Origin of the sequence: Rarobacter incanus, from assembly GCF_006715765.1 — a bacterium.
Classification (GTDB): domain Bacteria; phylum Actinomycetota; class Actinomycetes; order Actinomycetales; family Cellulomonadaceae; genus Rarobacter; species Rarobacter incanus.
In genome coordinates this window covers 499,472-513,021 of record NZ_VFNV01000001.1, presented here as the reverse complement: position 1 = coordinate 513,021, position 13,550 = coordinate 499,472, and the positions used below count along the sequence as shown (strand labels likewise).

Genomic DNA, 13,550 nt, shown 5'->3' with positions numbered 1-13,550 from the left:
CGGTCGGGTCACCGATCCCGGCGAACGGTCTGGTCTGCAAGGTGTCGCAGCGTTTCTTGGGCGCGACGTGATAGTGAGGATTCGGCAAGTGCCGCGGTCGCTTGCGCGTACTTGTGGTTGATGATCCCCTCGACCTGGTCGATCGCGCCGGAGGTGACCATCATCTCCGTAACCCATTCGACATCGGAATCTGCGTAAGAACCAGAATTGACGAGGGCGCCCAGCCGCTCCTGATCGGCTGTTCTCAGCGCCGCCATCGTGCGCGCGAGCAGGACGGTTCGTTTGTTTTCGCGTATATCGTCACCGGCGGGCTTTCCTGTGACTTTTGGATCCCCAAAGACTCCCAGGACATCATCACGGAGTTGGAACGCCTCGCCGAGAGGGATTCCCACGCGCGACATTTCATCGAGTTCTTCCTCGGAAGCTCCGGCAAGAATCGCACCGAAACGCAACGGATACTCGACCGAATACTGGGCTGTTTTGGCGACGATTACTTCCCAAGCTCGCTGTTCATCGTGCGCGGGATCCTGACCCCACGCGGGAGCCGCTTCGCTCGCAAGGTCCAAGTATTGGCCGAGCGTCACGCCGACGCCCATCCGGTGCCAGGCAGCGTTGAAGGCCGGCGCGACTCCGGCCAGTTGCCCTGCGTGTGCGGCGAGGTCGTTTGCCTGGATGAGGGCCAGGTCGCCCGCTAGTATTGCCGCGCCAACGCCAAAGTGTGCATCGTCGCCGACCATGCCCATCGTTCGGTGCGACGAGGCGAATGCCTTGTGTGCGGCTGGTTTTCCGCGGCGAGTGGCAGACCTGTCGATGATGTCGTCGTGCAGCAGCGCGGCCGCCTGGAAGAACTCAATTGCAGATGCGGCCGCAAGAACCGGGACCGTGTCGGTGTCCGCGCGCGTTCCCGAGATGGCTCTGGCGCGGTGGCCTTGCCACGACCAAAAGCAGAGTCTGGCGCGCATCCGTTTGCCGCCCGCCATCAGGGCTTCAATTGCATCCACCGGACCGCCATCGATTTCACCGAGCGACGTTGCGATTCGCCGCAGCGACGCGGTCGCCGCGGCGATCTCCGCGGTGAGTTGAGCCTGGAATTGTTGTTCTAGTTGGAGATCGTCAGCGGGAGATGTCGCGGCGGGCATGCCTCAAGACTATGCGGTGCGGTGCGGAAACACTAAGTGCCGGGCTGTCGCGGGCAGGGCATATGTGGTGGAGCTTCCTGGTGGCTGCAAGCGAAACTAGGTCGCCCGTGCTGGCCAAAGTTATCCACATCGGTCGGATTTCTGAACGCTGGGCGGCCGCAGCGGGCACCGTGGGGGCATGAACAATATCGTGCGTGTTTCGGATCCTCGCGAACTGCTGGCCTTTATCCCTTACCAAATCGGGTATCACCCGTCCGATTCGGCGGTGGTGGTGTCGCTGCGAGGCCATCGACATAGGTTGGGAGTTATTGCACGTGCGGATCTCAGCGACCTGCGTGCGGATGGTCGACTGGCCCAAGCCTTGGGTGATTTCTTGCAACGCGATGGCGCTGTTATGTCAATCGTTGTCGTTTACAGCGAATCACGCGGGACGTGGGAGAACGCGGTTCGTCCCCTGGTCGCTGCCTGTGGACGGTTCAGCGAGGTGCAGGTTTGGTGGGTTTGCCGGGATCGATTTTCGAGGGCAGACCCGGAAGCACTTGATCGTTCTCAATTCGAGTGGGGAACGGATCGTGCGGTTGGTGACCTTTCGACCACCCAGGTGAGCGCGACAATGGTCGCGCACGGTGCTGTCATCGGTGAGTCTAGGCAAGCTTTGGGCGATGTACCCGAACTGCGACCCGAAGAATCACAGCGAGTATGGCGTGCAGGTGATCGATGGGCCGTTGCGCGCCGATCACATCCGGAACGCTGGACGGCCGAATCACTGGATCTGTGGGATGGAGTTCTGGATGCAGCCGTCGCACGCTTCGGTGACGTGCCTTTGGCGTTTGCAGATATCCCCCCTGTGACGTGGGCGAAATTGGGTACTAGTCTGCGTGATGTGGGGGTTCGCGACGGGGTCATATTGCGCTGTGCCGCGCGGGCGTTGGGAATCCCGAACGTGGCCGAATCGGGTGATTCCCCGGGAGACATCGCGTCAGTGATGAGGACCATCGTGACCGGCGCTGGCACCCCATGTGTTCCGGATCCGGGCATCCTGGAGTCGGTTTGCGGCGTGATGCGCATAGCCACATCAGCGACACGACGTAAACATCGGTGCGATGGGCTGGCTGTCCTGGGGTTGCTGGCGTGGTGGGAGGGAAGCGGCGCTCGCGCGCGCGAATACTGCAATCGCGCGTTGGCCGTGCGGCCCGGGCATGGTTTGGCGCATCTGGTCGCGGAATTGCTCGATCGAGGTATAGCTCCCGGGTGGGTCGATGCGACGAGGACAGAGCATGCACGCTTCGCGGCTGAATAGGTGAGGCGCGTTGCGGGGTCTAAGGGCTGGTGGTGTCGAGTCGTGCGGTGGGTGGCTGGTGGTGTCGAGTCGTGCGACCTGTTGCCTGCGGCGGGTGGGAATAAAGATACGGCGGCCGGAGTTCGGAATAAATGGCCGATCTTGCCGCGCGGATGACGCGGGCGTGGTTTCGGCTGGGTACAATGTAATCTTGCCGATTTGATTCGGAACAACTCCCGCCCCGGTCGTTTAGTTGAAGGGTCCTTTGTGGCGAACTCGCAGACATCAGATTCCTATCCCGCTGCCCTCCAGCATGCCCAACTGCGGCAGCTGTTCGACGATGGGAAGCGTTCCGGTCAGGTGACCGCGCAACAATTGCGCATAGCCTGTGAGGTTGCGCAGGTCGAAGGTGCCAAGGCCCTGCGTGCTGTACTCAACGCACTGTCCGACGCATCCATCACGATCGTTGAGTTGCGCGAAAGCGCGGTTGCGGCGGCGCGGTCGACTGCAAAGGAATCGGTTACCGCGAGCACCGGGACCGCGAAAGCCACGACACGGAAGCGCGCTGCGACCAAGAAGGCGGCCGCAGGTGATACGGCTGACGAGGCCGCCGCGGTGAGCGAAAAGACTCCGGCCAAGAAGACGGCGACCAGGCGGACGAGCGCTAAGGCCGCTGCGACGGATGCAACCCAGGCCGATACGACCGCACCGACGGCGGATAAAGCGGAATCGAAAAAGACGCCTGCCAAGAAACCAGCAACGCGTCGCAAGACCGCAACCGTTGAAGCGGACGAATCTGGCGAGAGCGAGCTAACGGATGCGGCAGAGCCTGTGAAGAAGGCCCCGCGCAAGCGAGCAACCGCGACGAAGGCGGCGCCAAAGAGGCGGAGCGCGGCCGCAAAGGCGGCGAAGGATCAAGACGCCGACGACGTTGAAGTCGATCCCGACGTCGTGATCGAGGATCTGGCCGGCGACAGCGATGACGACAGCGAGGCAGCGCCCGAAGGCTCGGCGCGCAAGGAGCCCGCGGCAAAGGAAGAGCACGAGGAATCGCGCGGTTTCGTAGTCTCCGACGCGGACGATGACGACGCTCCCGCGCAACAGGTCGTCACGGCGGGCGCTACGGCCGACCCAGTCAAGGACTACCTGAAGCAGATCGGTAAGGTCGCGCTTCTCAACGCCGAGCAGGAAGTTGAGCTTGCCAAGCGTATCGAAGCTGGCCTTTATGCCGAATACATCACGAAGAACGAAGGGCCGTTCGAAGGCAAGAAGAAGCGTGAATTCGAGTGGATTATCAAGGATGGGCGTCGCGCTAAGAATCACCTGCTCGAAGCCAACTTGCGGCTCGTTGTTTCGCTTGCGAAGCGCTACACGGGGCGCGGGATGCTGTTCCTCGACCTCATCCAGGAGGGGAACCTGGGCCTGATTCGTGCGGTCGAAAAGTTCGACTACACCAAGGGCTACAAGTTCTCGACCTACGCGACGTGGTGGATCCGCCAGGCGATCACGCGCGCAATGGCGGACCAAGCACGCACGATCCGTATCCCCGTCCACATGGTAGAGGTCATCAACAAGCTCGCACGCGTCCAACGGCAGATGCTGCAGGATCTTGGGCGTGAACCGACCCCCGAAGAGTTGGCATTTGAGCTGGACATGACTCCTGAAAAGGTCGTCGAGGTCCAAAAGTATGGCCGCGAACCTATTTCGTTGCACACGCCGCTTGGCGAGGACGGTGATAGCGAGTTCGGTGACCTGATCGAGGATTCGGAAGCGATAGTGCCGGCGGATGCCGTGAGCTTTACGTTGCTCCAGGAGCAGCTACGCCAGGTTCTCGACACGCTTTCGGACCGCGAGTCGGGCGTGGTGTCGATGCGTTTTGGTCTCACCGACGGTCAGCCGCGCACGCTCGACGACATCGGCAAGGTGTACGGCGTAACTCGTGAACGTATCCGCCAGATCGAGTCGAAGACAATGTCGAAGCTTCGCCACCCCAGCCGATCGCAGGTGTTGCGCGACTACCTGGACTAGCGTCAAGCCTCGCCCACGGGGGCCCGTTCTTACCGGAACGGGCCCCCGGTTCGTTTCCGCCAGCTATGTTGCAGCTATGTTTGTTCCCGCCGTAATCGTTCCGGCCGACCTCGGACGCGACGGTGCACGACGGCATTGGCAGAACACCCGCCGCAATGGGCGGTATCTTCCGGTGAAGTTGTGGGCCGCCGGGGCGAGTGCGCCGCGCACCCACCGGAACGAGAAGTGCCCCGCAGCAGGGCTGCGGGGCACTCGGATGCTCGATGGCGGTGGAGCGCCTACGAGTAAAGCTTGTCTGTCTCGTCCTGGATGTGAGTTGCGATGTCCTCGTAACTGCTTGCATGCTCGCGCGCGTGGTGTGCGCAGAACAGTAACTCGCCAACCGGGAGTGTCACGCGCACGTAGGCGCGTGCGCCGCACCGGTCGCACCTATCTGCCGCGGTCAGTTCCGCTGGCTCTGCACTCATTGTTGTAGTCACACAATCATCTAAGCACTTCGGCATACGGCGACAAAGGAAAAGGCAGTCGGGTTCGCTACCCGCGTAGTCACCAGCATGGATATGTGACACGGGTCACCGTTTTCGGGAGCTCCGGCGCGGCCCGGCAGCTCCGGTGGCGCAGGCGCTTCCCACGCATCGGGCGGCTCCGGTGCGCCACGGCACCGCGGTGGCTCGACGGGCACCAGCGGAGCGCCTGGGCCCAGATGTCACAGGCGGCGGGTAAGGTGTTTGACGATGAGCGAGACATCCAACTACACCGCGCACCACCTCACCGTTCTTGAGGGACTGGAGGCCGTGAGAAAACGCCCTGGTATGTACATCGGGTCCACAGATTCCCGTGGCCTCATGCACTGCCTGTGGGAGATCATCGACAACTCGGTCGATGAGGCATTGGCAGGGTTTTGCACGCAAATTGATGTCACGCTGCATGACGATGGGTCCGTCACGGTCGCGGACAACGGACGCGGAATTCCCGTTGATATTGAGCCCAAGACCGGCCTGAGCGGGGTCGAAGTGGTCTTCACGAAGCTTCACGCGGGCGGAAAATTTGGGGGCGGGTCGTATAACGCTTCGGGAGGTTTGCACGGGGTCGGCGCATCGGTCGTCAACGCGCTCTCTGCGCGCCTCGACGTGGAGGTCGATCGTTCCTCCAAGACGTATCGAATGAGTTTTCGCCGCGGCGAACCGGGAACATTTGCGGACGGTGCCAGCGGACCGACCCAAGACGCGGCATTTACCCCGGCGGCTTCGCCTGAGCTGGCCGTCGTCGCCAAGGCGAAGCGGGGGACCTCCGGCACCCGGGTCCGCTACTGGGCGGATCGGCAGATTTTCCCGCGCAGCGCGGAATTCTCCTACGAGGATTTGGTCGATCGCGCGCGGCAAACGAGCTTCCTGGTGCCCGGCCTGAAAATCACGATCAAGGACGAGCGCTCCGCTGCATCGCAACCAACTGATCCTGACGGCGGCGCTGGAGACCGCGGCGGCCCGCCCGCAACTCAGGTCTTCTTGCACACCGGGGGCACGGCCGATTTCGTCGACTTCCTGGCTCCCGACGCGGGAGTGACCGACACGTGGACGCTGCGTGGTGAGGGCACTTTCAAGGAGACCGTCCCGGTGCTCGACGAGCGCGGGCACATGACTCCCCGCGAGGTCGCGCGTGAGTGCGAAGTGGACATCTCATTGCGGTGGGGGACTGGGTATGACACGACGGTGCGCTCGTTCGTCAATATCATCGCGACACCGAAGGGCGGATCCCACGTTGCCGGGTTTGAAGCAGGACTCCTCAAGACGATCCGCAAGGCCGTCGATGCCAACGCGCGGAAGCTGAAGATTTCGGCGAAGGACTCGCGTGAACGCATCGAAAAGGACGACGCGCTCGCCGGGCTGACCGCCGTTGTCACCGTCCGCCTCGCCGAGCCCCAGTTCGAAGGGCAAACGAAGGAGGTGCTGGGCACCGCGCCGGTTCGCGCCATCGTCGCCAGAATCATCGAGAAGAAGCTCACCGAGAAGCTCAACTCGCCCAAGCGCGATGAGAAGGCACAGTCCGCTATCGTGCTCGAGAAGATCGTCTCCGAGATGCGGGCCCGGATATCGGCGCGCAAGATGAAGGAGATTTCGAGGCGAAAGAACGCGCTCGAGACCAGCTCGCTGCCCGCAAAACTTGCCGATTGCCGTTCCGACGACGTCGCTCGTTCCGAATTGTTCATCGTCGAGGGCGATTCCGCACTGGGAACCGCAAAGCTTGCGCGATCGTCGGATTTCCAGGCACTATTGCCGATCCGCGGGAAGATCCTGAACGTGCAAAAGGCCTCGATTGCGGACATGCTCAAGAACGCCGAATGCGCCTCGATCATCCAGGTGCTTGGCGCCGGATCCGGGCGGACATTCGATCTTTCCGCCGCCCGATACGGCAAAATCATCTTGATGACGGATGCCGACGTGGACGGCGCCCACATTCGCACGCTACTGCTCACCCTTTTCTTCCGGTACATGCGCCCGCTGCTAGAAGCGGGGCGAGTGTACGCGGCCGTGCCGCCGCTGCACCGCATCGAGGTTGCGGGGCGCCGGGGGCGCGAGTACGTCTACACCTACTCCGAGGCGGAACTCGACCGGACCGTGCGTAGGCTGAAGAAGGCCGGACGCAAGGTGAAGGACGATATCCAGCGGTACAAGGGCCTGGGTGAGATGGACGCTGACCAGCTCGCGGAGACAACGATGGATCCGCGACATCGCACGCTGCGCCGTGTCACGGCCGCCGACGCGAAGGTCGCCGACGAGGTGTTCGATCTGCTCATGGGAAGCGATGTGGCTCCCCGCAAGGAATTCATCGTTTCGAACGCGGCGGGGATCGATTTGAGCCGCATCGACGCTTAGTCGCGGGCGTTGTTACCGGGGACGTTGAGCTGTCGGGTGATGGCCTGATCCTCGAAATCTTCATCGTTGCCCGGGTGGCGGCGGCCGCCACCGCCGCGGCGTGCTTGGGTGGAGTGAACCGTAGCGGGATCGGCCATCCCCAGCACATCGTCGAGTGAGGGGGCAGATGCCCGATGCTCGCGAATAAACATGACGATGTAGACCGCGATGAACCCAGCGGCGAACGTCCACCACTGCAGGGCGTATGACACGTGCGGGCCGCTGTCCGTTTCTGGCCGCGGGATCGGTTGCAGGTCGTTGAGCGCGGAGCTAACTCCGCTGGCGGCAATGACGTAGACGTCTTCCAGCACGCGGGCGTCCCCGTCCGGGAGCCCGGCGGCCGAGGCCGCCTGCGCCGGGGTGAAGGTGTATATCTGGCCGCCGGACACCCCGCGCCGATCGGCCGACTCCGCGGGCCGCAGGCGCGCGACGATGCGGTAATCGCCCTGCGGTGCCGCAGGGGGGTCCACTTCGTCGATTGGAGCCTGCGTGGATAGGTACCCGCGATCCACTAGGACTTGGCGGCCGTCATCGAGTTCGAAGATGCCCATGACGTGGTACCCAGCGCCGTACCCGACGGGGCGGTTGCGGACCAGTACCGGGTCGCCGACGAACCGTCCGGCCAGAATCACCGGACGCCATTGGTCGGCGGCGACGTACGCCCCGCCCGCGGGATACAACGTTGCGAAGGTGACTGCGTCTTGATCGTAGGCCGCGAGCACCTGCGCGTTGCGGGCATCGCGAGCAATGTGCCGGTTCCATTGCCAAACACCGAGCGATGCGCAGACTCCGGCGAGGACGAATATTACGGCGCCCAGGGCCAACCACCGGCGCGGACTGGTTCGGGCAGCTTCGGCACTCCTGTCGCTTCCGAGACGGCCCGCCCGCGCCGTCGCAGCCCCTCGCGCCCGCCCGGCCGCGGGCGGTGCGTCAACGGCCCGTGCTGCCTGCGCGTGGGGGGCGGGGCTTTGCGCGTCGTTCACCTGCGGTCGGCCTGCTCGAGCGGGACGGTATCGATCCAAAACGATCGCAACTGGAGGAAGTTTTCGAGGTGGGCGACGTGCCCCGGGCACGATGCCCACACTTTGCGGCGGTCGGGAGCATGGATTTTGGGGTTGTTCCATCGCACCGCCATCGTCGCGGGTTCCGTGCAACCCTTGGCGTTGCAGATCGGGTCGTCGGTTTCGTCGGGCGTTAGATCCACAATGTCACCGTTCTGTTGAAGTTTCAGTCTCGGTCGGACTGTCTGAGGTCGCCGGGAGGAGGCGACTGAGTTCGGGCGGCATGCCATCGACGCGGTCGCTCGATTCGCGGCCGGCGTTCGCGCCAACCACCGCAAAGTATGGAAGCACCGCGGCCGCGATTACCAGAATCCCGACGATCCACAGCGGCGCCCCGGCGTTCCACGCGAAAAACGAGGCGATGAAGCAAACAACGCGTATCCCCATCTGGATCAGGTACTTCCGCATGCGGCGGTCTTGGGAAGCCGTGAGAGGTTCGGGGGCCGAAGTAATTACCAGTGGGTCGCGCGGGGTGTGCGCTGCGCCGCCCCTAGCCTCGCGGCGACCGGATCGCGGCGTCGACTCCACAGGTACCACAACCTCCCCCTGCATCGGCCCGCGATCGCGGGACTCGGGGCGGCTGGGGTCATTCACCACTGCATTTTATCCGCGTTTTCTCCACATTCCGTGGCGAACGGGGCGCTGGCTCGACCGACCCGCTAACCTAAAGGAAACGAGCGCCGCCTCGCCGTGACGCTGTGTCCACGAATCGCAACTAAGGAGCCCCCGTGACCGAAGCGCAAACCGCCGAATCCTCAGCCCACCGTAGCCGCGTGGTGCTGGTCACGGGTGCGAACAGGGGGATCGGTCGCGCTATCGCAGAGCGTTTCGTGGCCGCCGGCGACAAGGTCGCGACGATCTATCGGTCGGGTGACCTGCCCGCGGGTGTCTTCGGTGTCATCGGGGACATGACGGACACCGAATCAGTCGACCGTGGTTTCGCCGCGATCGAGGACGAGTTGGGCCACATCGAAGTTCTGGTCGCCAATGCGGGAATCACCCGCGATCAACTGCTTATGCGGATGAGCGACGAGGATTTCACCTCGGTGCTCGACGTCAACCTCACCGGCGCCTTTAGATGCGTCAGGAGAGCCTCGAAGAATATGATCAAGGGTCGCTACGGGCGTATTGTCCTGATCTCATCGGTGGTCGGCTTGTACGGCGGTGCGGGCCAGGTCAACTACTCGGCATCCAAGGCCGCCCTGGTGGGCATGGCGCGTTCCGTCACGCGCGAAATCGGCAGCCGCGGCATCACTGCGAACGTTATAGCGCCCGGGTTCATCAACACGGACATGACGGCGGCGCTGCCCGAAGCCAAACAACAGCAATACAAATCGGCAATACCGGCCGGCCGCTTCGCGGAGCCCTCCGAGGTTGCCGCAGCCGTCGAATTCATTGCCAGCGACGCCGCCGGATACATCAGCGGCGCGGTCATTCCCGTCGATGGCGGTCTGGGCATGGGACATTGAACTCGTCCATATAGTCGGACCAAAGGTCGGGCACTCAGCGCGCCGAATCCACGAGGCGGCGGGTGCCGCGCGTGCGCGAATATCGCTGCGTGGGACACTAGTGTACGAATCGTGGCATGAGCCCGCTGGGCCTGCCGCCACATCACGCCCACTGTGGGTGTCATTTACTGAGGAGAGGGACAAAGATCGATATGGGTCTGTTGGAGGGAAAGAAACTCCTAATCACCGGCGTGCTGACGGATTCGTCCATCGCATTCCACGCGGCGAAGCTTGCACAGGAGCAGGGCGCCGAGGTGATCCTGACGTCGTTCGGACGCCAATTCAAACTGACTGAAACGTTCGCAAAGCGCCTTCCCAAGGCCGCGCCGGTCGTTTCCCTGGACATCACCAGCGATGACGACTTGGCGAATCTGGCCGACCAGGTGCGTCAGCACACCGACACCATCGACGGTGTGGTGCATTCGATCGGATTTGCGCCGCAATCCGTGATGGGCGGCAACTTCCTGGCCGCCGAGTGGCCCGACGTGGCAACGGCGCTCGAGGTTTCGGCGTTTTCACTCAAGTCGCTGGCCACCGCGACCCTGCCTCTCATGAGCAACGGGGGGGCGCTGGTTGGCCTGACGTTCGATGCGCAGTTCGCTTGGCCCGTGTACGACTGGATGGGCGTCGCCAAGGCCGCATTCGAATCGACGGCGCGGTACCTCGCACGCGACCTGGGCCCCCATGGCGTGCGCGTGAACTTGATTTCCGCGGGGCCGATTCGCACCACCGCAGCCAAATCGATCCCCGGATTCGAAAAGATGGAGGGGGGCTGGCCGGAACGAGCCCCGTTGGGTTGGGACCAAACCACGGCCGAGCCCGCCGCCCGCGGCGTCGTCGCATTGCTATCGGATTGGTTCCCGGCGACCACCGGTGAGATTGTGCACGTCGACGGCGGCGTTCACGTGATGGGCATATAGCAGTGCCCTCCGGCGGTGAACGTACCCTGGTTCTAATTCGCCACGCGAAGGCGGAGCCGATGGGCGCCCACGCGGGCGACCACGGTCGCCCGCTGGCCCTGCGCGGAAGAACCCAGGCACGCCAGTTGGGGCAGGACCTGGGGGCGCGTGACTGCTTTCCACAGGCGGTTTTGTGCTCCGACGCCCTGCGAACCCGGCAGACATGGGATCTGGTGGGAAGCGGGCTGAAGGACCAGGGTGCCGATCTTGCGGCGGTGGAAGTGCAGGTCCTAGCCGACCTTTACGACGCGGCCCCAACGCGCCTGCTCGCTCTATTGGACCGCGTCGATCCGGCGGCAACGACGGTTTTCGTGGTCGGTCACGAACCGACCATCTCCATGACGGCTGGGTTTCTTGCCGACGGTGATTCGGACGATGGCGCTTTGGCGCAGGTCAAGGTGGGGGTACCAACAGCGACCGCGTGCGTGCTCACGTCGACTGCGCAGTGGGGGCAGTGGACCGCCGGATCGGCGACCCTCCAATCCGTCTCCCGAGTGAGCTGAGACAACGCTGCGGCGGGGCGCTGCCGCGGGGATAAAGGTGGCGTGGAACAAGATGGTTCCGCGCCACCTTTTTGTTCAGTCGAGGTCGTCGATCACGCGCAGTGCGAGCCGGAGGTCCCGCTCGGTGACCTTGTGTCGCACAACATCGTTGACCCGGGGCTTGGCGCAAAAGGCTATACCAACGCCCGCCGCGGCGATCATCCGCAAGTCGTTCGCGCCATCGCCGATCGCGATCGTATCCCGCATCGCAATGCCTGCCGCCGCTGCGAATTCTCGCAGCGAGTCTTCCTTGGCCTGCGCATCGATAATCCGCCCGATCGTGCGGCCAGTGAGGCAATCGCCGGATACTTCGAGCGCATTCGCGCGCACCTCGGTAATGCCCAGGGGAGCGGCGAGCGGGACGACGACCTCGCGGAAACCGCCCGACACCAGCGCGACGGTCCAACCGCGCGCGTGGCACTCGTCGATAAACTCCCTTGCCCCGGGGGTGAGCGTCGCCTCCGCACGCACTTGTGCGAACACGGAGGACGGCAGCCCCCGCAACGTTGCCACCCGTTCGCGCAGTGACTCCGCGAAGTCAATTTCGCCGTTCATCGCGCGCGCGGTTATGCGGGCCACCTCGGGTTCCGAGCCCGCCCGGCGTGCCAGCAGTTCGATGACTTCCTCGTTGATGAGTGTCGAATCGACATCCATCACGACGAGCCGGTGACGGCGCGTGGGCAGGGTCGGCGAGGGCGCAGTGCGGTCGTCGTTCACGGTAGACCAGACTAAGGCCTCATGGCACTACTTGACCACTACGCCTCGTGGAACGACGGTCAAGCCCGATTCGGTGACGGTGAAGCCGCGCGCAAGGTCCTCTTCCTTGTCCAAGCCGATGCGCGCCCGCTCGGTGACGACCACATTCTTGTCGATGATGGCGCGGTGGATTTGCGCGTGGCGGTGGACCTCGACGTTGTCCAATAGCACCGAGTCGTTAACCGACGCCCACGAGTGGAGGTGCACCCCGGGGGACAGGATCGACCCCATCGCCATGGCACCGGATATGAGGACACCGGGAGACACGATCGAATCGGCTGCGTGTCCCAGCCTGCCCGGACCGGCGTGGACGAACTTGGCGGGCGGCATTTTGGTGTTCCCCGTGTGCAGGGGCCAGTCGTAGTTGTACAGGTTGAACACCGGAGTGATCGCGATCAGATCCTTGTTGGCTTCGTAGTATGCGTCCAGGGTTCCCACGTCGCGCCAGTAGGCGCGGTCGCGGTCGGTCGATCCGGGAACCTCGTTGTCCTTGAAGTCGTAGAATCCGGCGGTGCCTCGCTCCACGAAGAACGGAACGATGTTGCCACCCATGTCGTGGGCTGAATCCGGGTCATCGGCGTCCTTCGAAACGGCCTCGACCAGGGCGTCCGCGTTGAAGACGTAGTTACCCATCGATGCCAGCACTTCCTGGGGGGAGTCGGGCAGCCCCTGCGGGTTTTGCGGCTTTTCCAGGAATGCGCGGATGCGGTCCTTAGAGTTCGGGTCGACATCAATGACACCGAATTCGGAGGCCAACGAGATGGGCTGGCGAATACCCGCCACAGTGAGTTCGGCACCCGACGCGACGTGCGCGTCGACCATTTGGGAGAAATCCATGCGGTAGACGTGGTCGGCACCGACCACGACGACGATGTCGGGCCGTTCGTCTTCGATGATGTTCAGGCATTGGTAGATCGCATCGGCGCTGCCAAGGTACCAGTGCTTGCCGACGCGCTGCTGCGCGGGCACGGGCGCCACAAAGTTGCCGAGCAGCGGCGACATGCGCCAGGTCTTGGCGATGTGGCGGTCCAGGGAGTGCGATTTGTACTGCGTAAGCACGACCATGTGCAAGTAGTTCGAGTTCGCTAGGTTCGAAAGCGCGAAGTCAACGAGCCGATAGGTCCCGCCGAAGGGCACGGCTGGTTTTGCGCGGTGCTTAGTGAGCGGCATGAGGCGGCGACCTTCGCCCCCAGCGAGAACGATGGCAAGGACATTTGGCGACTTTGACATGACATGACCTTAGGACACTTTTTGCCTCCATGGGAACGTCAAACACGGATTCCCGTTCAACTAATTGTTGTCAAGGCCAAGCGGGTAACAAGTTGGTGGATTTGTCGTCCAATTTCGGTGTCGCGTTTCGGTCACG

The 13,550-nt window shown here is 63.3% G+C and carries 13 protein-coding genes; 6 read left to right on the top strand and 7 right to left on the bottom strand.

The window, feature by feature from the left end:
* Positions 1–8: 8 nt before the first annotated feature.
* A complete protein-coding gene (locus tag FB389_RS02100; protein ID WP_142111147.1) occupies positions 9–1,139 on the bottom strand; it encodes a polyprenyl synthetase family protein in 1,131 nt (376 codons plus the stop codon).
* Between the two features lie 178 nt (positions 1,140–1,317).
* Here FB389_RS02100 and FB389_RS10960 point away from each other — a divergent pair, with 178 nt between their 5' ends.
* A complete protein-coding gene (locus FB389_RS10960) occupies positions 1,318–2,439 on the top strand; it encodes a DUF4192 domain-containing protein (RefSeq protein WP_142111146.1) in 1,122 nt (373 codons plus the stop codon).
* A gap of 246 nt (positions 2,440–2,685) precedes the next feature.
* On the top strand, positions 2,686–4,446 hold the full coding sequence (locus FB389_RS02090) for an RNA polymerase sigma factor (protein ID WP_142111145.1): 1,761 nt from the start codon (positions 2,686–2,688) through the stop codon (positions 4,444–4,446).
* Positions 4,447–4,724: 278 nt separating this feature from the next.
* Here FB389_RS02090 and FB389_RS02085 read toward each other — a convergent pair whose 3' ends face one another.
* Positions 4,725–4,913, bottom strand: a complete 189-nt coding sequence (locus tag FB389_RS02085) for a DUF7455 domain-containing protein (RefSeq protein WP_142111144.1) — start codon at positions 4,911–4,913, stop codon at positions 4,725–4,727.
* Between the two features lie 267 nt (positions 4,914–5,180).
* On the opposite strand from FB389_RS02085, the gene FB389_RS02080 reads away from it, so the two are divergent.
* On the top strand, positions 5,181–7,319 hold the full coding sequence (locus FB389_RS02080; RefSeq protein ID WP_142111143.1) for a DNA gyrase/topoisomerase IV subunit B: 2,139 nt from the start codon (positions 5,181–5,183) through the stop codon (positions 7,317–7,319).
* Here FB389_RS02080 and FB389_RS02075 read toward each other — a convergent pair.
* The 3 genes from FB389_RS02075 to FB389_RS02065 are packed head-to-tail and all read right to left on the bottom strand — an operon-like array spanning position 7,316 to position 9,013.
* A complete protein-coding gene (locus tag FB389_RS02075) occupies positions 7,316–8,341 on the bottom strand; it encodes an SURF1 family cytochrome oxidase biogenesis protein (protein WP_170207834.1) in 1,026 nt (341 codons plus the stop codon). The two genes, FB389_RS02080 and FB389_RS02075, sit on opposite strands and share 4 nt — an antisense overlap.
* Positions 8,338–8,562 (bottom strand): hypothetical protein, encoded by a 225-nt coding sequence (locus FB389_RS02070; RefSeq protein ID WP_246043474.1) that lies wholly within the window; start codon positions 8,560–8,562, stop codon positions 8,338–8,340. Before FB389_RS02070 ends, FB389_RS02075 begins: the two co-directional genes overlap by 4 nt.
* 4 nt (positions 8,563–8,566) lie before the next feature.
* Complete coding sequence (locus FB389_RS02065; protein WP_246043473.1) at positions 8,567–9,013, bottom strand: DUF3099 domain-containing protein; 447 nt, start codon at positions 9,011–9,013, stop codon at positions 8,567–8,569.
* A gap of 134 nt (positions 9,014–9,147) precedes the next feature.
* Between FB389_RS02065 and fabG the strand changes: the two genes are divergently transcribed.
* From fabG to FB389_RS02050, 3 genes are all read left to right on the top strand, one after another.
* A complete protein-coding gene (fabG, locus tag FB389_RS02060; RefSeq protein WP_170207833.1) occupies positions 9,148–9,888 on the top strand; it encodes a 3-oxoacyl-ACP reductase FabG in 741 nt (246 codons plus the stop codon).
* A gap of 191 nt (positions 9,889–10,079) precedes the next feature.
* Positions 10,080–10,847, top strand: coding sequence for an enoyl-ACP reductase FabI (gene fabI, locus FB389_RS02055; protein WP_142111141.1), 768 nt, complete (start codon positions 10,080–10,082; stop codon positions 10,845–10,847).
* Positions 10,848–10,849: 2 nt separating this feature from the next.
* On the top strand, positions 10,850–11,389 hold the full coding sequence (locus FB389_RS02050; protein ID WP_281282015.1) for a SixA phosphatase family protein: 540 nt from the start codon (positions 10,850–10,852) through the stop codon (positions 11,387–11,389).
* 75 nt (positions 11,390–11,464) lie between these two features.
* Here the strand turns inward: FB389_RS02050 and serB are convergent, their stop codons facing one another.
* Both serB and glgC read right to left on the bottom strand, forming a co-directional pair.
* The gene (gene serB, locus FB389_RS02045) at positions 11,465–12,145 is read right to left on the bottom strand and encodes a phosphoserine phosphatase SerB (RefSeq protein ID WP_281282014.1); all 681 of its coding nucleotides are present in this window, start codon (positions 12,143–12,145) and stop codon (positions 11,465–11,467) included.
* Between the two features lie 27 nt (positions 12,146–12,172).
* Positions 12,173–13,414 carry a glucose-1-phosphate adenylyltransferase gene (glgC, locus tag FB389_RS02040; RefSeq protein ID WP_142111139.1) on the bottom strand — a complete coding sequence of 414 codons (1,242 nt, stop codon included), beginning with the start codon at positions 13,412–13,414 and terminating at the stop codon, positions 12,173–12,175.
* Positions 13,415–13,550: the final 136 nt, after the last annotated feature.